This is a genomic window from Rhodococcus sp. ZPP, from assembly GCF_017656075.1.
Lineage (GTDB): Bacteria > Actinomycetota > Actinomycetes > Mycobacteriales > Mycobacteriaceae > Rhodococcus_F > Rhodococcus_F oxybenzonivorans.
The window spans coordinates 2340726-2359956 of sequence record NZ_CP058638.1; the positions used below are offsets into that span (position 1 = coordinate 2340726).

19 protein-coding genes are annotated in these 19231 nt (G+C 66.8%); 11 read left to right on the forward strand and 8 right to left on the reverse strand.

From position 1 onward, the window contains the following. Positions 1 to 36 precede the first annotated feature (36 nt). The 3 genes from HYG77_RS11125 to HYG77_RS11135 form a co-directional block, all read right to left on the reverse strand. Positions 37 to 900: an LLM class F420-dependent oxidoreductase gene (locus HYG77_RS11125; RefSeq protein ID WP_208962673.1), complete on the reverse strand. Its 864-nt coding sequence runs from the start codon at positions 898 to 900 to the stop codon at positions 37 to 39. A gap of 159 nt (positions 901 to 1059) precedes the next feature. Continuing rightward, entirely contained in the window at positions 1060 to 1974 is a 915-nt protein-coding gene (locus HYG77_RS11130) for an SDR family oxidoreductase (protein WP_208962674.1), read from the reverse strand. Further along, positions 1971 to 2783 carry an SDR family oxidoreductase gene (locus HYG77_RS11135; RefSeq protein WP_208962675.1) on the reverse strand — a complete coding sequence of 271 codons (813 nt, stop codon included), beginning with the start codon at positions 2781 to 2783 and terminating at the stop codon, positions 1971 to 1973. Before HYG77_RS11135 ends, HYG77_RS11130 begins: the two co-directional genes overlap by 4 nt. A 62-nt stretch (positions 2784 to 2845) precedes the next feature. Here HYG77_RS11135 and echA20 point away from each other — a divergent pair, with 62 nt between their 5' ends. From echA20 to ipdC, 4 genes are read left to right on the forward strand one after another with little or no spacing between them, the layout of a single operon-like run. After that, positions 2846 to 3622, forward strand: a complete 777-nt coding sequence (gene echA20 / locus HYG77_RS11140) for a (7aS)-7a-methyl-1,5-dioxo-2,3,5,6,7,7a-hexahydro-1H-indene-carboxyl-CoA hydrolase (RefSeq protein WP_208962676.1) — start codon at positions 2846 to 2848, stop codon at positions 3620 to 3622. 3 nt (positions 3623 to 3625) lie between these two features. Continuing rightward, the gene (gene ipdA, locus HYG77_RS11145; protein WP_109326837.1) at positions 3626 to 4513 is read left to right on the forward strand and encodes a cholesterol ring-cleaving hydrolase subunit IpdA; all 888 of its coding nucleotides are present in this window, start codon (positions 3626 to 3628) and stop codon (positions 4511 to 4513) included. Then, positions 4510 to 5271 (forward strand): cholesterol ring-cleaving hydrolase subunit IpdB, encoded by a 762-nt coding sequence (ipdB, locus tag HYG77_RS11150; protein ID WP_109326836.1) that lies wholly within the window; start codon positions 4510 to 4512, stop codon positions 5269 to 5271. Before ipdA ends, ipdB begins: the two co-directional genes overlap by 4 nt. Then, positions 5268 to 6329, forward strand: a complete 1062-nt coding sequence (gene ipdC / locus HYG77_RS11155) for a (3aS,4S,5R,7aS)-5-hydroxy-7a-methyl-1-oxo-octahydro-1H-indene-4-carboxyl-CoA dehydrogenase (protein ID WP_159919233.1) — start codon at positions 5268 to 5270, stop codon at positions 6327 to 6329. Before ipdB ends, ipdC begins: the two co-directional genes overlap by 4 nt. Before the next feature lie 96 nt (positions 6330 to 6425). Here the strand turns inward: ipdC and HYG77_RS11160 are convergent, their stop codons facing one another. Both HYG77_RS11160 and HYG77_RS11165 read right to left on the reverse strand, forming a co-directional pair. Continuing rightward, a complete protein-coding gene (locus HYG77_RS11160) occupies positions 6426 to 6707 on the reverse strand; it encodes a DUF2277 family protein (protein WP_109326834.1) in 282 nt (93 codons plus the stop codon). Between the two features lie 99 nt (positions 6708 to 6806). Further along, positions 6807 to 8030 (reverse strand): glycosyltransferase family 87 protein, encoded by a 1224-nt coding sequence (locus HYG77_RS11165; RefSeq protein ID WP_109326832.1) that lies wholly within the window; start codon positions 8028 to 8030, stop codon positions 6807 to 6809. Positions 8031 to 8251: 221 nt separating this feature from the next. On the opposite strand from HYG77_RS11165, the gene hutU reads away from it, so the two are divergent. The 3 genes from hutU to hutG are packed head-to-tail and all read left to right on the forward strand — an operon-like array spanning position 8252 to position 12090. Next, on the forward strand, positions 8252 to 9925 hold the full coding sequence (gene hutU, locus HYG77_RS11170) for a urocanate hydratase (RefSeq protein WP_208962677.1): 1674 nt from the start codon (positions 8252 to 8254) through the stop codon (positions 9923 to 9925). 9 nt (positions 9926 to 9934) lie between these two features. Beyond that, entirely contained in the window at positions 9935 to 11140 is a 1206-nt protein-coding gene (hutI, locus tag HYG77_RS11175) for an imidazolonepropionase (protein ID WP_244461287.1), read from the forward strand. Between the two features lie 14 nt (positions 11141 to 11154). After that, positions 11155 to 12090, forward strand: coding sequence for a formimidoylglutamase (gene hutG, locus HYG77_RS11180; protein WP_230990084.1), 936 nt, complete (start codon positions 11155 to 11157; stop codon positions 12088 to 12090). Here hutG and HYG77_RS11185 read toward each other — a convergent pair. Then, on the reverse strand, positions 12060 to 12536 hold the full coding sequence (locus HYG77_RS11185) for a hypothetical protein (protein ID WP_208963354.1): 477 nt from the start codon (positions 12534 to 12536) through the stop codon (positions 12060 to 12062). The two genes, hutG and HYG77_RS11185, sit on opposite strands and share 31 nt — an antisense overlap. Before the next feature lie 5 nt (positions 12537 to 12541). Continuing rightward, positions 12542 to 13126, reverse strand: a complete 585-nt coding sequence (locus HYG77_RS11190) for a TetR/AcrR family transcriptional regulator (RefSeq protein ID WP_109326827.1) — start codon at positions 13124 to 13126, stop codon at positions 12542 to 12544. Positions 13127 to 13218: 92 nt separating this feature from the next. Here HYG77_RS11190 and HYG77_RS11195 point away from each other — a divergent pair, with 92 nt between their 5' ends. After that, a complete protein-coding gene (locus tag HYG77_RS11195) occupies positions 13219 to 14616 on the forward strand; it encodes a cytochrome P450 (protein ID WP_208962678.1) in 1398 nt (465 codons plus the stop codon). A gap of 43 nt (positions 14617 to 14659) precedes the next feature. Here HYG77_RS11195 and lhgO read toward each other — a convergent pair whose 3' ends face one another. Beyond that, positions 14660 to 15865 (reverse strand): L-2-hydroxyglutarate oxidase, encoded by a 1206-nt coding sequence (lhgO, locus tag HYG77_RS11200; RefSeq protein WP_208962679.1) that lies wholly within the window; start codon positions 15863 to 15865, stop codon positions 14660 to 14662. A gap of 42 nt (positions 15866 to 15907) precedes the next feature. Between lhgO and HYG77_RS11205 the strand changes: the two genes are divergently transcribed. From HYG77_RS11205 to hypF, 3 genes are all read left to right on the forward strand, one after another. Then, entirely contained in the window at positions 15908 to 16180 is a 273-nt protein-coding gene (locus HYG77_RS11205; protein WP_208962680.1) for a helix-turn-helix transcriptional regulator, read from the forward strand. A gap of 80 nt (positions 16181 to 16260) precedes the next feature. Beyond that, the gene (locus tag HYG77_RS11210; RefSeq protein ID WP_208963355.1) at positions 16261 to 16830 is read left to right on the forward strand and encodes an ATP-dependent Clp protease proteolytic subunit; all 570 of its coding nucleotides are present in this window, start codon (positions 16261 to 16263) and stop codon (positions 16828 to 16830) included. Between the two features lie 92 nt (positions 16831 to 16922). Further along, positions 16923 to 19229 carry a carbamoyltransferase HypF gene (hypF, locus tag HYG77_RS11215; protein ID WP_208962681.1) on the forward strand — a complete coding sequence of 769 codons (2307 nt, stop codon included), beginning with the start codon at positions 16923 to 16925 and terminating at the stop codon, positions 19227 to 19229. Positions 19230 to 19231 lie beyond the last annotated feature (2 nt).

A 19231-nucleotide genomic window follows, 5' to 3' on the forward strand; every position in this document is an offset into this window, starting at 1 on the left:
ACATTTGAGTGTCCTCGTCCTATCCAACCGCACTACTCAGCGCAGCGCCGCCGACTCGCGCAAACCTTCGATCTTTCCGGCAAGTCGCCCGAGGTACGCGAGCACCTCCTCCTCGCTACGATCCGGAACTCCGTACACGACCTCACTGACGCCGAGGTCTCGCCACCGGTGCAGCTTGTCAACATCCGGCTTTCCGTCGAGCACCACGATCCGCGGTTCGCCCGTCCGGCCCGCCTCACGCCACATTCGCTGAAGAGACCGGACACGATCGTCGATGTCCTGCTCGATCGGAGTGGTCATCCAGCCGTCGGCCGAACGGACGATCCACTTGAAGTTCTTCTCGTTGCCGGCCGCACCGACGACGACCGGAGGCACACGCGTCGGCTTCGGCCACGCCCAGCTCGGCCCGAAGGTGACGAACTCGCCGTCGTAGGAGGCTTCCTCCTGCGTCCACAGGGCGCGCATGGCCTCGAGGTACTCGCGCAGCATCGTGCGACGGCGGCCCGGCGGAACATGATGATCGGAGAGTTCATCCAGATTCCAGCCGTATCCGACACCGAGGACGACGCGGCCGCCGCTCAGATGGTCGAGCGAGGCGATCGTCTTGGCAAGCGTGATGGGATCGTGCTCGACGGGCAGAGCCACCGAAGTTCCGAGCTCGATACGCTGGGTCACCGCGGCTGCCGACGCGAGCGCGACCCAGGGGTCCAGCGTGCGCATGTAGCGATCGTCCGGAAGCGAGGCGTCGCCCGTCTGCGGATGGGCCGCATCACGTTTGACCGGAATGTGAGTGTGCTCGGGCACGTAGAACGAGTCGAATCCATTGGCCTCGGCCCCCCGCGCGGCGGAGGCCGGTCCGATTCCGCGGTCACTGGTGAACAACGTAATACCGAACTTCACGAAATCTCCTAAGCCGGGAGGCATTTCCTTCTTGGAGAGTAACTTTTGGACACCTGTTTAGCAAGGTGTCCAAACAGGGTTCCGATCCGGCGGGCATTGGGACGAACGGGACGCTCGTTGCGTCTGACGCAACGAGCGTCCCGTTCGTACAGCCGCAGATCAGGCGCCGTAGACCGGGACCGGGGTTTCGGCCTTGGCGAGCAGGTCCGCGACGACGGGGCCGATTTCCTTCGGCTCCCACCGCGCGCCCTTGTCCTGGGTGGGACCGTGACGCCACCCCTCGGCGACGGTGATCTTGCCGCCCTCGACCTCGAACACACGCCCGGTGACGTCCTTGGACTCGATACTGCCCAGCCACACCACCAGAGGGGAGACATTCTCCGGGGCCATCGCATCGAACCCGTCCTCGGGCGCCGCCATCGCCTCGGCCATGGCCCCGCCGGCGCCGATGGTCATCCGGGTCCGGGCGGACGGGGCGATGGCATTGACGGTGACGCCGTAGTTCTTCAGTTCCGCCGCCGCCTGAATGGTCAGCTCCGCGATACCCGCCTTCGCCGCCGCGTAGTTGCCCTGCCCGATCGAACCCTGCAGTCCGGCACCGGAACTGGTGTTGATGATCCGGGCGTCCACGGCACGGCCCGCTTTCGCCTCACCGCGCCAATACGCGGCCGCGTGCCGCAGGGTGGCGAAATGACCCTTGAGATGCACCCGCACCACGGCATCCCATTCCTGCTCGCTCATGCCGACGAGCATGCGGTCGCGCAGGAAGCCGGCATTGTTCACCAGCACGTCGAGGCGGCCGAAGTGCTCCAGTGCGGCCTTGATCAGATTCTCTGCCCCGGCCCAGTCCGCGACATCGTCACCGTTGACGACGGCCTCGCCGCCGGCGGCCACAATCTCTGCGACGACCTGCTCGGCGGGACTCTCTCCCGTCGCCGAGCCGTCGAGTCCGGCGCCGATGTCGTTGACCACTACCTTGGCACCTTCCGCGGCGAAGGCCAGCGCGTGCGCGCGTCCGATACCGCGGCCCGCGCCCGTCACGATGACGACGCGATCGTCGACCAGTCCACTCATATTCTCTCCTCGTTGATATTCGCCGCCGCTCCGGCGGGATCGGGGTCTGCTGCTGACAGGAAGGCCGGGCGCTCGCCGCCGCCGTGCACGGTCAAGGTCGATCCGCTGACGTAGGCGGCCAGTGGTGAGGCCAGGAACACCGCACAGTTGCCGACATCCTCGGGGCAGGCCATGCGGCCCAGCGGGATCGTCTCCGCGACGGCCGCGAGCCCCGACTCACCGCCGTAGTGCAGATGGGCCTGCTCGGTGCGGACCATCCCGACGACGATCGAATTGACCCGCACCTTCGGCGCCCACTCCACCGCCAGACTGCGGCCGAGGTGATCGACACCGGCCTTGGCCGCCCCATAGGCAGCCGTACCAGGTGAGGGCCGTGAACCGCTGACGCTCGAGATGTTGACGATCGCGCCACCCGAATCCTGGTTCTGCATCACCGCGTTGGCCACCTGCGACACCAGCAAGGGCGCGAGCAGGTTCAGTTCGACGATCTTGGAGTGGTACTTCGGGCTGGCCTCCGCGGCGAGTGCGTAGGGCGCACCTCCCGCATTGTTGACCAGAACGTCGAGGCGGCCGTGCCGTTCGATGATCCGGTCGACCATGCCCTGTACCTGCTCCGGGTCGCGGATGTCGCAGGCGATGAACTCCGCGACGCGACCGTCCGCTTCGACCGGGCCGTCCGCCGGCCTCCGCGCACAGGTCACGACCGTGGCGCCTGTGCGCAGGAAGGTGCGGCTGATGCCTGCACCTACTCCGCGAACGCCGCCGGTCACGAGCACCACCGTTCCGTTCATAGTGAAACGCGTTTCCATCGTGCTACCCTACCAAGCAATTGCTTGGTGGAGTAGCGAGGCCGCTCAAATGGAGGAAACACATGGGAATCCGGACTGACGACGAGCCCGGGGGCATCACGACAGTGACGGTCGACTACCCGCCCGTGAACGCAATACCGTCACGGGGCTGGTTCGAACTGGCCGACGCGGTACTGGCTGCGGGCCGCAACCCGAACACACACGTGGTGATCCTGCGAGCAGAGGGCCGCGGATTCAACGCCGGCGTCGACATCAAGGAGATGCAGGCCACCGACGGCTACGACGCCCTCGTCGACGCCAATCGAGGGTGCGCTGCCGCGTTCGCCGCCGTCTACGACTGCGCCGTTCCCGTCGTTGTCGCCGTCAACGGGTTCTGCGTCGGTGGGGGCGTCGGCCTGGTCGGCAACGCCGACGTGATCGTCGCCTCGGACGACGCCGTCTTCGGACTGCCGGAGGTCGACCGCGGTGCACTCGGCGCCGCCACACACCTGGCTCGTCTCGTCCCACAACACATGATGCGCACCCTGTACTACACGGCGCAGAACGTGACAGCACAACAACTGCAGCACTTCGGCTCGGTTTACGAGGTGGTACCGCGCGAGAAACTCGACGCCGCCGCCCGCGACATCGCCGGCAAGATCGCCGCCAAGGACACCCGCGTGATCCGGTGCGCCAAGGAGGCGATCAACGGGATCGACCCCGTCGACGTGAAGACCAGTTACCGACTCGAACAGGGCTACACCTTCGAACTCAACCTGGTGGGGGTCTCCGACGAACATCGAGACGAGTTCGTCGAGACCGGTAAGCCCCGCTCCAACTCGAACAACAGGGAAGGCTGATACATGGCCACCAAGCGTGACAAGCGAATGTCGCTGGACGACGTCGTCGGCGAACTACGCAGCGGAATGACCATCGGCATCGGTGGCTGGGGTTCCCGGCGCAAGCCGATGGCCTTGGTGCGCGCGTTGCTTCGGTCGGATATCACCGACCTCACCGTCGTCACCTACGGCGGCCCCGACCTCGGCCTGCTGTGCTCGGCGGGCAAGGTGAAGAAGGCGTACTACGGATTCGTCTCACTCGACTCGGCACCGTTCTACGACCCCTGGTTCGCGAAGGCGCGCACGGGCGGCGAGATCGAGGTCCGGGAAATGGACGAGGGCATGGTCAAGTGTGGCCTCGAAGCCGCGGCAGCGCGGTTGCCGTTTCTGCCGATCCGCGCGGGTCTCGGTTCCGACGTTCGCGCCTTCTGGGGCGACGAACTACGCACCGTCACCTCCCCCTACCCCGACGCATCGGGCAAATCCGAGACACTCATCGCGATGCCCGCACTGAATCTCGATGCGGCGCTGGTACATCTGAATCTCGGAGACAAACACGGCAACGCCGCGTACACCGGCGTCGACCCCTACTTCGACGACCTGTACTGCGCCGCGGCGGAGAAGCGGTTCGTCTCCGTCGAGCGAGTGGTGGAAACCGAGGAGCTGGTGAAAACTGTTCCGCTGCAGAACCTCATCCTCAACCGCATGATGGTCGACGGCGTCGTCGAGGCACCCAACGGTGCGCACTTCACGCTCGCCGGCGACAGCTACGGGCGCGACGAGAAGTTCCAGCGGCACTACGCCGAATCGGCGAAGGACCCGGAGTCGTGGCAGAAGTTCGTCGACACCTACCTCTCGGGCAGCGAGGACGACTACCAGGCCGCCGTGAAGAAGTTTGGAGAACACGCATGAGCGAGACGATCACCGAGGTGACTCGCGCAGAATACTGCGCCGTCGCCTGCGCCGAAATTTTCGCCGGTGCAGGAGAGATCATGGCAAGCCCCATGGCGACGCTGCCACTGATCGGGGCCCGGCTCGCCCGGCTCACCACCGAACCCGACCTGCTCATCACCGACGGTGAAGCCCTGATCTTCGCCGACACCCCGGCTATCGGCGCCAAGGCTCCGATCGAGGGGTGGATGCCGTTCCGGAAGGTGTTCGACGTCGTCGCATCCGGACGACGCCACGTCGTCATGGGCGCCAACCAGATCGACCGGCACGGCAATCAGAACCTGTCGGCGTTCGGTCCGCTACAACACCCCACGCGCCAGATGTTCGGTGTCCGCGGCGCACCCGGCAACACCATCAACCACCCCACGAGCTACTGGGTGGGTAAGCATTCGTCCCGGGTGTTCTGCGACAAGGTCGACATCGTGTCCGGAGTCGGCTACGACCAGGTCGATCCCGAGAACCCGGCGTTCCGCTTCCTGCACCTGCACCGCGTGGTGAGCAATCTCGGCGTGTTCGATTTCGGCGGACCCGGCCACACGTTCCGCGCGCTGAGCCTCCACCCGGGCGTCACCGCCGACCAGGTCGCGGAGAACACGTCGTTCGAGGTGGCCGGGTTGGACGAGGCCGGAGCGACGCGCGAACCGACCGAAGAAGAACTGCACCTGATCCGCGAGGTCCTCGATCCTCGCAGCCTGCGCGACCGGGAGGTGTCGGCATGAGCGCGCTCCGAACGGCGTTGACGGAACTCGTCGGTGTCGAACATCCGGTGGTCCAGACCGGGATGGGCTGGGTGGCCGGACCGCGCCTCGTTGCCGGTACCGCGAACGCGGGCGGACTCGGAATTCTGGCGTCGGCGACCATGACGTATGAAGAACTCGAGGCGGCCATCGCCAAGACCAAGACGTTGACGGACAAGCCTTTCGGGGTCAATATCCGTGCCGATGCCACCGACGCCCCGCAACGCATCGACCTGCTGATCCGGGAGAAGGTGCGCGTCGCGTCGTTCGCGCTCGCCCCCAAGCAGGAACTGATCGCGAAGCTCAAAGCGGCCGGCGTGGTGGTCATACCGTCGATCGGCGCGGCCAAGCACGCGAAGAAGGTGGCGTCCTGGGGCGCCGACGCCGTAATCGTGCAGGGCGGTGAAGGCGGCGGCCACACCGGACCGGTCGCCACCACCCTGCTGTTGCCCTCGGTGCTCGACGCCGTCGACATCCCTGTCGTCGCCGCGGGCGGCTTCTACGACGGCCGCGGGCTGGCTGCGGCACTGGCCTATGGCGCCGCCGGTGTCGCGATGGGCACCCGCTTCCTCCTCACCCAGGAATCGACCGTGCCCGACTCCGTGAAGCAGGAGTACCTGGCGAAGGGATTGCAGGACACCACCGTGTCGCGGAAGGTCGACGGCATGCCGCACCGGGTCCTCAACACCGAACTGGTCAACAGCCTCGAGCACTCCGGGAATGTGCGCGGACTCGTTGCCGCCGCGCGCAACGCGTCCAAATTCAAGGCGATGACCGGCATGAAATGGTCAACGCTCGTCAAGGACGGCCTCGCCATGAAGAAGTCCAGCGACCGCACCTGGCAGCAGATCATCATGGCCGCCAACACGCCGATGCTGCTCAAGGCCGGGCTCGTCGACGGCAACACCGCCGCCGGTGTCCTGGCGTCGGGTCAGGTAGTGGGGCTACTGGACGATCTGCCCACCTGCAAGGACCTCATCGACGGCATCGTCGCGGACGCCGTCAAACGCATCGACGCCCTGGGCGCACTGCGCTACTGACGTCGGCACGCGGCGGCCTCTGCTCCTGCACGAACGGGACGTTCGTTCGATCCAACGCAACGTACGTCCCGTTCGTCCAGGTGAAGGGGGAAGGGATCAGCCGGCCGACGCAGCCTTCGCCTCTATCCGCGCCCGGACCTCCGGCCGTCGCAGCGGCGGCACGGTGGGGGGCGGTTGCTTCCGAGGTGGCAGCGCAGCCAGCAGTGTGGTGGTGGCCGCGGTGACTATCGCCACCGCCTCCTCGAAGGGCTCGCGGTTGGCGTCCGACACTTTCTGAATCCCGCTGACCTTACGTACGTATTGACGCGCCGCCGCTTCTATCTCCTCTGCGGTGGCTGCCGGCTCGAGTCCGCGCAGTTCGGTGATGTTTCGGCACATGTTTCGACGATAGCGCGGCCACCTCGACACCGGGCGAATGTACCGTTCGACGCATCTGAGGCGCTGAACGGTACATTCGCCCGCCGTCGGTAGGAGATTTCAGGGCCGAGCAGGTTCCAACACGTCCTGGGACGCGGGCTTGACCGGAGTGACCGTGCTGACCGCGGTACGCGACCGGGCCGCCACGACTGCGGCGCAGAGGAGGACCACCCCGGCGAGGCATTGCGAGCTTCCGACCACCTCACGCACGGTCGACTCCACCCAGCCCGACGACGAGGACTGCAGTACGTAATTCGGGCCGATCAAGAAGACGAGGGTTGCCGCGCCGACCACCGGCCGCCAGCTGCGGTAGCGAGGCGCGACGAGGATCGGGACGAGAAGGATGCTGTACGCCCAGTGATGCGTGACGGCGAACGGCGCCGCGAGCAGAGACCCCAACGCGACGATGGACAACGCGATCACATGTTCCCCCGACCGGGTGAACCGGTGAGCCGACCACGCGACAGCTGCGACCACCACGACGACGCATGCCATCCACAGGACACTGGCGAGCCGGCCCTCGACTCCCAGCCGGGCGATCAGACCGGTGAGGGCCTGGTTGCGGAAGAAGTCCGGCGGGCCGGCGCGGCCGGTAGCGAAGAACTCGGTGGTCCAGAACCACACCGACGACTGGGGCAGGAGCCAGAAGCCGAGGCCGATGGTCGCGAGGATTGCAGCGAAGGCACGCGCGATGGAGCGGTAATCCCGGCGGACCAGGAGCACCAAGAGAAACGCCGCAGGGGTGATCTTGACAGCCGCCGCCAGACCTATCGCGATGCCACGGAATCGGCGTGGGATCACGCCGGTGCAGTCGGCGACCACCAAAGCCATCAGGATGATGTTGACCTGCCCGAAGCCGAAGTTCGAGCGCATCGGCTCGAGCAGCAGGACCGGACCCAGCGACATCAGTGCGAGAAGGTCAGGACGCCGCATGTCGAGCTTGCCGAACACCACCCTCAGCATCCACCACACGAGCGCGATGTTCAGGGCGCACCACAGCACCTGCAGAACCGCCGGGTCGAGTTCTGCCATCGGCGCGAAGAGGATGGCCGCGAAGGGCGCGTAGATGAATCGGAATCCGGAGCTGCTCGGGAAATCAGCAGAGTAGAGCGGAAGGCCGTTGAGGAATGCGTAGCCGGCGTCCCGGAACACGGAGAGATCCATGAGGTAGCCCGTCGCCGCCTCGTACTCGCGGTAGGCCACCAACGCGAGCGAGAAGACGGCCGCAAGGACCGCGACGGCGTGAAAGCCATATGTCCTGAACTTCGAGTCACTTCGTAACAAGGATCTGTTCTCTCATGATCGGCGTCGTCGTCAAAGTCCTACCGTAGCGGTCCGTGACTCAATCGTGACAAAGTCAGGGTGATGGCGCCCGAAATGCCCGCTTCCGGCCACGTGCGCGTTCCGCCTCGCTCAGCAGAACCTGCCCCCTGCGTTGCCCAGCGGGAGCACACTGCTTCTAGACCCACACTGACTCGAGACCATCGAAAGCTGGAGGGTGGACAGTGACGACGACGCCTTCGACTGCCGGGCCACGACGGGTGTCGGCGCCCCGCGGGCCGGAACTCACCACGCTCGGCTGGCCGCAGGAGGCCGCGTTGCGGATGCTGATGAACAACCTCGATCCCGAGGTTGCCGAGCACCCCGACTCCCTCGTCGTCTACGGCGGGACCGGAAAGGCCGCGCGCAGCTGGGACGCCTTCGAGGCGATGGTCAGGACGCTCCGGACCCTCAAGTCGGACGAGACGATGCTGGTGCAGTCCGGGAAACCGGTCGGGGTGTTCCGCACGCACGAGTGGGCGCCCCGGGTGCTCCTCGCCAACTCCAACTTGGTGGGTGACTGGGCCAACTGGGAGGAGTTCCGGCGGCTCGAGGCGCTCGGGCTGATGATGTACGGGCAGATGACAGCGGGTTCCTGGATCTACATCGGCACGCAAGGCATCCTGCAGGGCACGTACGAGACTTTCGGCGCGGTGGCACGCGCCCGCTTCGGTGGCACGCTCGCCGGAACAATCACCCTGACTGCGGGCCTGGGCGGGATGGGCGGCGCGCAACCGCTCGCGGTCACGATGAACGAGGGCGTGGCGATCTGCGTCGATTGCGACGTCACCCGCATCGATCGCCGGATCGCGCTCGATTACCTCGACGTCAAAGCCGCAGACATCTCGGAGGCGCTGGCTCTCGCGGCGGAAGCCCGCGACGCGAGGCGTCCGCTGTCCATCGGTCTCGAGGGCAATGCTGCCGAGGTGCTCCCCGAGTTGCTGGCCAGAAAGGCACCGATCGACATCGTCACCGACCAGACCTCCGCGCACGACCCGCTGTCGTATCTGCCGCTCGGAATGGACTTCGGTGACATGAAGAGGATGGCGGAGAAGGACCCGGTGACGTTCACCGAGGACGCCCGGGCGTCGATGGCCCGGCATGTGGCCGCGATGGTGGGGTTTCTCGATCGGGGCGCTGTGGTGTTCGACTACGGCAACTCGATCCGGGACGAGGCGCGCAAGGCCGGTTACGACCGCGCATTCGACTTCCCCGGATTCGTTCCCGCGTATATCCGGCCGCTGTTCGAGGAGGGCCGGGGACCGTTCCGCTGGGCCGCGTTGTCTGGTGATCCCGCGGATATCGCCGCCACCGACTCCGCGATCCTCGATCTCTTCCCCGACAACGAGCACCTGCGCCGGTGGATCACACTGGCCGGCCAGCGAGTGGCCTTTCAGGGCCTGCCCGCCCGCATCTGCTGGCTCGGGTATGGCGAGCGGCACCTCGCGGGTGTGCGGTTCAACGAGATGGTGGCATCCGGTGAGGTGTCGGCGCCCATCGTGATCGGCCGCGACCACCTCGATTCGGGGTCGGTCGCCTCGCCGTACCGCGAGACCGAAGCGATGGCGGACGGCTCCGACGCCGTCGCCGACTGGCCTTTGCTCAACGCACTGCTCAACACCGCGTCCGGTGCGTCGTGGGTGTCGATCCACCAGGGCGGCGGCGTAGGGATGGGGCGGTCCATCCACGCCGGACAGGTGTGTGTGGCGGATGGCACCGACCTGGCGGCGCAGAAACTGACGCGGGTGCTCACCAACGACCCCGGAACGGGAATCGTCCGGCACGTCGACGCCGGGTACGAACACGCCGCCGACATCGCCAGAAAGCGCGGTGTGCGCATACCGATGTCCGAAGGGTGAAGGTGCGTCGTGACGATGGACGCCGCCCGCTCGACGGTCCTCACCAACATCGGCATGCTGGTGACCAACGACCCGGGCGCCGGAGCCGGTCCGCTCGGACTGATCCGCGACGCGGCCGTCGTATTCGACGGTGGCACGGTGGCGTGGGTGGGGCCCTCGGGAACCGCCCCGAGCGCCGATGCCGGACACGATCTGGGCGGCCGGGCCGTCCTGCCGGGTTTCGTCGAGAGCCACGCGCACCTCGTCTTCGGCGGCGAACGTGCCGAGGAGTTCGCCGCGCGCATGGCCGGGCACCCCTATGCCGCGGGCGGGATCCGCACCACGATCGAAGCGACACGCTCCGCGACCGACGAAGAACTACACGCGAATTCGCGTCGACTTCTCGCCGAAGCGCTGCGGTCGGGCAGCACCACCGTCGAATGCAAAACCGGGTACGGCCAGACGGTCGGACACGAACTGCGCTGCACCCGGATCGCGGCGTCGCTCACCGGCGAGGTCACGTTGCTCGCCGCGCACGTGCCTCCACCGGAATATGACGGGCGCACCGACGACTACGTCACCATGGTGTGCGCGGAGATGATCGACGCGTGTGCAAGCGAGGCCAAGTGGATCGACGTCTTCTGCGAGAGAGGGGCATTCGACCGGGACCAGGCACACGCGGTCCTCACTGCCGGGATGGCGAGAGGCCTGATCCCGCGGGTACACGGAAATCAGCTCGGCCAGGGGCCGGGTGTCCAGTTGGCAGTGGACCTGGGAGCCGCGTCCGTCGACCATGTCTGCTACACCACGCAGTCCGACCTCGACGCCCTGGCCGGAAGTTCCACGGTGGCGACTCTGCTTCCGGCAGCGGACTTCTCGACCCGGAACAAGTACCCCGACGCCCGCGCCCTGATCGACGCCGGGGTGACAGTGGCACTCGGCGCGGACTGCAATCCCGGGACGAGCTACACCACCAGCCTGCCGTTCTGCATCGCCCTCGCCGTGCGGGACATGCACATGACACCGGACGAGGCCGTCTGGGCTGCCACAGCCGGGGGCGCGCGGGCACTGCGACGAGACGACGTCGGGGTGTTGCGTCCCGGCGCCCGTGCCGACGCCCTGGCGCTGGATGCACCGTCGTATCTGCATCTCGCCTATCGCCCGGGCGTCCCCCTGGTCACCGACGTGTGGCGCAGTGGCGTCCTCGCCTACTCGGCCGCCCGGCCCCGGCCGTGAACGTGCCGATCCCGGTGTCCACTCCCCCGCCGACCTGGTCGGGGCGAGTGGACGGCTCCACCTCGGAACACCTGCGCTGGCATCAAGTGGTCACACCGTTCGATCCCGCAGCCGAACCGGGGGCGACCGTGCTTCTCGGTTTCGCGAGTGACGAAGGGGTGGCACGAAACAAGGGGCGGCGGGGGGCGGCGGGCGGACCGGACGCGTTGCGGTCCGCACTTTCCTCCATGGCGCTGCCCCACCCGATTCGGGCGTACGACGCCGGGACCATCGCAGTCGTCGATGATCGGCTCGAGGCCGGGCAGGAGGCGCTCGCGGCGGCGGTCGGCACCGTTATCGACGCGGGTCACTTCCCGGTCGTCCTCGGCGGCGGGCACGAAATGGCCTACGGGACGTACCTCGGTCTGGCCCGGTCCGCGCTGAGAACCCCGGATCGCCGAATCGGAATCCTTAACGTGGACGCGCACTTCGATCTCCGCCCCGATCCGGTGGCGACGTCGGGAACGCCGTTCCGGCAAATTCTCGAGCGCGAACGTGCCGCCGGAACCGCAGTGCAGTACTCGGTGATCGGCATCGCCCAGCCGAGTAACACGACAGCGCTGTTCGACACCGCCCGGCGACTCGGTGTGCGCTATCTGTCGGACGACGACTCGTTCGACAGGGCAGCTTTGCGCGCGTTTGTCCTCGAATTCCTGGCGGGCGTGGACCTCGTCTACCTGACCATCGATCTCGACGCTCTGCCCGCTGCAGTCGCGCCGGGAGTGAGTGCGCCCGCCGCGTTCGGCATTCCGGTCGAGACGGTGCAGTTCATCTGCGACACCGTTTCCGTCAGTGGAAAACTCGCCGTCTGCGATGTGGCCGAACTCAATCCTGTCTACGACATAGACCAGCGCACCGCACGCACCGCGGCACGGCTGATTCACCGACTGGTGATCGGTCGGTCGAAATGACGCCGCAGGCGACGGTGCCGGTGACCGAAGAGGGCGTGCACCACGCGACCGATCAAGGGCGCCATCACGGCCATCGGAGTGCGAAGTTCGAACGTGATCCGGTCAGAAATCCGAGTACGGCCGTCCTCGCACGGAGTCAGAGTGCGTTCGTGCTCCCAACGACGCATGCTGAGCATCGTCGACTTCTCGTGGAACCGTCGTCCCCGATCGAGCTCGGCGATGGTCAGGGCGTCGTAGTCGAAGGGCAGAATGCCGAACAGCTTGAGCCAGGCGCGGCCGAGGGGGTCGCCCACGGGAACAGTGTCGATGGTGATCGACCCGGCGCCGCGGGGCAGACTCATCGTCAACCAGGGCCGCAACTCGTCGTTGATGCCGTCGGGGCTCACCACCCGGTCCCAGACCCGGTCCATGGGTGCATCGACAGTCGATTCTCGCTCGATGATCACGGGATTCATTCCGGCCACCCACCGAGCATCCCGGTCAGCGACCGCAGACAGAGGTCCCGAAGCTCGCATTCGCGGATCGACGGATGATCGAGCCAATCCATACACACGGCCCGGACGAAGGCGATCCAGCCGCGCACCGCGACACCGATGAGCTCACGGTCGTCCGCCGGTGGGTCGAGGGCGTCGACGATCCGGCGTTGCTGCGCGTCGAGTTCGCGCTCGACGATGGCCCGGATGTCGGCATCCGCCGACAGGGCACCGAAGTTGACCGCCCGCACGCCGTGCCGATGGCTGGCGACATGCTCGAGATACGCGTCGAGGCCCGCCGCCACCTGCTCTTCGACGGGTAACGACTGGTCGGGGGCAGTGGCCGCGAGGAGCCGTTCGGACTCGCGCTCGACGATGGCCGCGAAAAAGTCTCGTTTCGTCGGGAAGTAGTGGTACATCAACCCACGCGACACCTCGGCGAGTTCGGCGACCTCCTCGATCCAGACGTCCTCGTACGGCCGGTCGGCGAACAAACGCGCGCCGATGTCGAGTAGCTGCGACCGCCGCTGTTCGGGGTCGAGGCGGCGGCGGGCACTGGTCATGCTGACTCACGCTACTACTTGACACCGATTCAGTAAGGCGTACCTTGCGTACTAGACATCAATTCAGTAGTGCACGACACACCGGGGGCAATATGAGCGTCGAATCACTTCGCGAGCGCGACACCGCGGCCATTCCTCATCCGCGCTGGCGACTACCGGTACTCGGTGACGTGCTCGGCATCAACATCCGCACTCCATTGCAGAATTCGATGGAGATCGGAAAGACGCTCGGGCCCATCTTCGAACGCGACGTCCTCGGTAACCGCTTCGTGTTCGCCTCGGGCGCCGACATGGTGGCGGAACTATCGGACGAGTCCCGTTTCGCCAAACACCTCGCTCCCGGCGTCGCCTCGTTACGGGAGTTGGGCGGAGACGGGCTGTTCACCGCCTACAACCACGAGCCCAATTGGAGCAAGGCACACAACCTGCTCGCGCCGGCTTTCACGAAGTCGGCGATGCGCTCGTACCACCGTACGATGCTCGACGTCGCCGGCGAGTTGACCGAGTACTGGGACCGCCGCACCGACGGCACACCCGTGGACGTGTCTTCGGACATGACCAAGCTGACCCTCGAGACGATCGGCCGCACGGGCTTCAGCTATTCGTTCGACTCGTTCGAGCGCTCACGTCCGCACCCGTTCGTGCAGGCAATGGTCGGCGCACTCAGCCATTCGCAGCGGACGACGTTCGTGAAGACGTCCGCGCTCGGGCGACTCCTGACACGCAGGGCGGATCGCCGCAATGCGAGAAATCTGGAGTATCTGGCCGAAGTGGTCGACGAGGTGATCCGGGCCCGCCGAGGCAGCGGCGACACGGGCCCTGAGGACCTTCTCGAACTGATGTTGCGGGCGGCCCGGGAAGATCACCCGGACAAGATCGACGAGTTGAACATCCGCCATCAGGTGGTCACCTTCCTCGTCGCGGGACACGAGACAACCTCCGGCGCACTCTCTTTCGCCCTCTACTACCTCTCTCGTCACCCCGAGGTGCTTGCGAAGGCCCGCGCCGAAGTCGACGAGGTGTGGGGCCAGGAGACACCGGAGTTCGAGCAGATCGCCAAACTGCGGTATGTGCGACGAGTGCTCGACGAGTCGCTGCGGCTGTGGCCCACGGCGCCCGCCTACGGCCGGGAGGCCACCGTCGACACCACCCTCGTCGGCAAGTATCCGATGAAGGTCGGCGACTGGGTCCTCGTCCTCATCCCCGCGCTGCACCGCGACCCCGTTTGGGGGGACGATCCCGAGGCCTTCGACCCCGACAACTTCTTGCCCGAACGCATCCGATCGCGTCCCGCGCACGTGTACAAGCCTTTCGGCACCGGCGAACGTGCCTGCATTGGAAGACAATTCGCGGTACACGAGGCCGTGCTCGTTCTGGGGACCATTCTGCGCCGCTACGACATCGTGGGTGATCCGGACTATCAGTTGAAGATCGCCGAGCGGCTCACCCTCATGCCCGAGGGCTTCACGCTCCAGCTGCGACGCCGCTGACCCTCCGACTGCAGCGGTGTGACGGTCGGACGCCCCGGCACGCTCACCCCGTTGCGCGCGCGAGCGCCTCGTCGACGACGTATTCGGCGATGGCAAGCGAGGACGTCGCACCCGGGGAGGGCGCGTTCCGGACGTGAATGACGCGGTGCGCCCCGGTGATGACGAAGTCGTCCTCGAGGCTTCCGTCGGCGTTCATGGCCTGGGCCCGTATCCCCCGGGGACCACGTGTGACGTCCGCGCGACACACATCGGGCACGTACTTCTGCGCCTCCCGCACGAACGCCTCCGCACTGAGGACAGTGCGGGCTTCACGCACGGCTGCCGCCACGTTCCCTCGGGCGAACCGCCAGAACCCCGGGAATCCGATCGCCGACGCGGTATCGCGCACCGACCAGTCCCGCCGCGTGTATGCCTCCCGGCCGAGCGCAAGGAAAGCGTTCGGGCCGAGCATGATCCGGCCGTCGATCCGTTTCGTGAGATGCACGCCGAGGAACGGATAACGAGGGTCCGGCACCGGATAGATCAGTCCCTTCACCAGCGACGAACGTTCGGGTTGCACGAGGAAATAGTCGCCGGAGAACGGGACAACGCGCGGTGATCGCGACTCACCGGACAGTACCGCGACGCGGTCCGAGTGCAAGCCGGCGCAGGTGACCACCAGATCGAACGACTCGGTCCCGCGGGAGGTGGTGACCACGGCCTCCCGCGCCCGGCTTTCCAGCCCCACCACTTCGGTCCCGAGTCGTACCCGCCCACCGGCCGCGCCGACGTCTCCGGCGAGCGCCTCCGCCACCGCGACGTAGTCGATGATCGCAGTTCTCGGGGAATGAATCGCGGCGACGCCGCGTGCGTGTGGTTCGATGTCCCGAATCGCGCCGCCGTCGAGCAATCGGACGTCCGGCACCCCGTTGGAAACGGCACGCTCGAAAATGGCGTTCATACGAGCGATCTCACTGGAATCGTGGGCGATCACCACTTTGCCGCATTCCTCGTAGCGCACACCCTTCTCCTGTGCATACTGCCGGAGCAGGGTGACACCACGCAGACACAGCCGGGCCTTGAGGCTGCCTGGAGTGTAATAGAGACCGGCGTGGACGACTCCGCTGTTGTGGCCGGTCTGATGGGCCGCAACACGGGTCTCCTTCTCGAACAACGTCAACTCCAGGCCGTCGATCCGGTGCAGAAGTTCCCGGGCGACCGCCAGACCGATGATGCCGCCGCCGACGACGGCCGCACGAACTTTCGCCATGAGCACCCCTCCGCATATCGAATTCGAGATATCATCGATGGTATGTCGACCGAACCTCGGCGCACTGCCTTTCCCGGATTGGAACACCTGTCCGGCCGGCGTCGAGCGCTCCTGGACGAATTGGTCGCCACCCGGCTCGAGCACGGACTGACCCAGACCGACATCGCGGCACAGATGGGCACGTCGCAGTCCGCGATAGCCCGCCTCGAGCGCGGTGACATCGATCCTCGGCTCTCGACGCTCGAACGGTATGCAGCGGCCGTCGGCCGGACTGTCGACTGGACGATCTCTGCACAACGGGAGTCATCACCATGATCTGGCCACCACCCTCACCGCCGCCCGTCCCGCCGTTCCACACACCGTGGCAACCGGATGCGCGGCAGCCACCCGCGCCGATGCACGTCACGTCGGTCCCCGCTCCCAGTTCCGACTGGCTCACCGAGCGCCTGTTCGATCAACGAATCGTGACGTTGACCGGCCGGCTCGACAGCGAGGCCACCAACCGCGCTGCTGCGTCACTCGCCCTGCTCGACGCATCCGACGACGGGGCGGTCCAGGTGTGGCTGCGCAGCGTCGATGCCGATGTCGACGCTGCCGCCGCTCTGCTCGACACCTTGGATCTGATGAGCGTGCCGCTGCACGTCCACTGCCAGGGCGTCGTCGCGAGCGTGGCGCTCGCGCTCCTGTCTCCCGCCGAGAGACGGACGGCAGCACCTCATGCCACCTTTCACCTCCGCGAACCGCGGTCCACGTGTGCCGGTGCGGCATCGGACATCGCCACCGCCACCGAACACCACTCGCGGCAACTACGCAGACTGCAGAGTCGGATCGCCGCTTCCTGTGGACGTCCCGTCGACACCGTGATCGACGACATGCGCGCACACCGAATTCTCTCCGCGGACGAGGCGCGGGACTACGGGTTGATCGACACCGTCACCGGCGCCCGCGCCGCCGAAGAAGAGTAGCCCGGGCTGATCACCGGCGCCCTTCCGCTCCGCACGGGCGTCGCCACGGAGGGCTCTTGCGCCCGGGACCTCGACCGGAGAATCATCCGAGGATGACGGTCGAACGATCGCGCATCACGGTTCACGGGGTCGTGCAGGGCGTCGGCTTCCGCCCGTTCGTCGCCCGCCTCGCCGACGACCTCGGTGTCAGCGGCCACTGCGGCAACGACGACGTCAGCGTGTTCATCGAAGTCGAAGGTCCCGCTGCGTCGTTGTCGGAGTTCACGCACAGACTCCGCGCGGACGCGCCGCCGATGGCGGTCATCGTGGACGTGACCGTCGAAGCGGTACCGCTGCGGGGCGACGACTCGTTCCGGATCATCGACAGCCGTCACGTCGCCGGTGCGAGAACGCTCGTCTCACCCGACGTGGCGACGTGCGCGGATTGCCTCCGCGAGCTGGGTGATCCGCAGGACCGCCGGTACCGCCACCCGTTCATCAACTGCACGAACTGTGGACCTCGTTTCACCGTGATCACCGACCTGCCCTACGACCGGCCCAACACGACGATGGCCGAGTTCACGTTGTGTGAGCGGTGCTCGGCCGAGTACCGCGACCCCGGTGATCGCCGGTTCCACGCGCAACCGGTCTGCTGCCCCGACTGCGGTCCGCACCTGTTCGCCGAAGTGGACGGTGAACGTCTCACGGGCGATGACACCGTACTGCTCGCCGTGCAGCGGGCGCTGCAGGGCGGGAGGATCGTCGCTGTCAAGGGTCTCGGCGGGTTCCATCTCGTCTGCGACGCCACCGACAGCGCGGCGGTCGCGACCCTCCGCAAGCGCAAGCATCGGCCGGACAAGCCGTTCGCCGTGATGACGGCCGACCTCTCCGTGGCCCGGGAACTGTGCCGGATCTCCGAGTTCGAGAAGGCCCTGCTGCAGCATCCGGCCCGGCCGATCGTCCTGCTGCGCAAGCACGACTCGACTTCCGTGTCCGAGGGCATCGCTCCCGGCATCGACGACCTCGGTGTGATGCTCCCCTACACGCCGCTGCACCATCTGCTGTTCGCGCGCACCCCGGGCGGCCGGGTGGGACCCCCGCGGACGCTGGTGATGACTTCCGGCAATCTCAGCGGTGAACCGCTGTGCTTCGACAACGACGATGCGCGCACGCGGCTCCGAAGCATCGCGGACGTGTTCCTGATGCACGACCGCCGCATCGCCGTGCCGTGTGAGGACTCGGTGCTGTCGGTGGACGGTGACACCGTCCTGCCGATCCGGCGATCCCGCGGCTATGCACCACTTCCGGTCGTACTCCCGCAGCACAGTCCGGAGGTGCTGGCGGTCGGTGCCGAGATCAAGAACACCTTCTGCCTGACCCGGCAGGACTACGCATTCTGTTCGGCGCACCTGGGCGACATGGGCAGTCTCGAAAGTCTGCGGGCGTTCGAGACGTCGGTGCAGCAGTTGACGCACCTCCACGGCATCTCGCCCGAGGCAGTGATCGCCGATGCGCATCCCGGATACTCGACCCATCACTGGGCGCAGCGGTACAGCGAGCGGACCGGCGCCCCCCTGCACACCGTCCAGCACCATCACGCACACGTCGCGTCACTGATGGCGGAACAGGGATTGCTGGGCACAACGGTGCTGGGTGTGGCCTTCGACGGCACCGGATACGGCTGCGACGCCACGGTCTGGGGCGGCGAACTCCTCCTCGTCGGCCCCGACGTGCTGAGCACCCGGCGTATGGGACACCTGCAGCCCTTCTCCCTTCCCGGCGGTGATGCCGCCGTCCGCAACCCGGCCCGGGTGGCACTCGCCCTCCTGCACGAGGCCGGGATCGGGAACCTCGACGGACTCCCCTGCACGGACACGCTGCCGGCAGCGGAACGCGCGGCGGTCGCGTCGCAACTCGTGTCAGGCAGGGGCTGCGTCAGGACCACCAGCGCGGGCCGTCTGTTCGACGGGGTCTCGTCCCTACTGGGTGTACGTCACCGCGTCACCTACGAGGGGCAGGCCGCCATCGAACTCGAGGCGCTCGCTCGCACCACCACTCACCCCGCCCCGCTCACCATGGACGTGGACGGCGACCAAATCGGGATCCATTCACTCCTGTCGGGCCTGATCGCGGGTGTCCACGGCGGGACGCCTCCCGCGGAACTGGCCCTCGGTTTCCACCATGCCCTGGCCGAGGCCACCGCGACGCTCGTCGACCTCGCCGTAGCCACCACCGGCATTACCACGATCGGACTGACCGGTGGAGTCTTTCAAAACCGTTTATTCCTCGGTCTGTTGAGAGCACACTGGAAGAGCAGCGGTTATCGAGTCCTCACCCACCACCGGGTGCCTCCCAACGACGGAGGACTCTCCCTCGGCCAGGCGGTGATCGGTGCCGCGGCGACCATGCGCGGACCGTGACG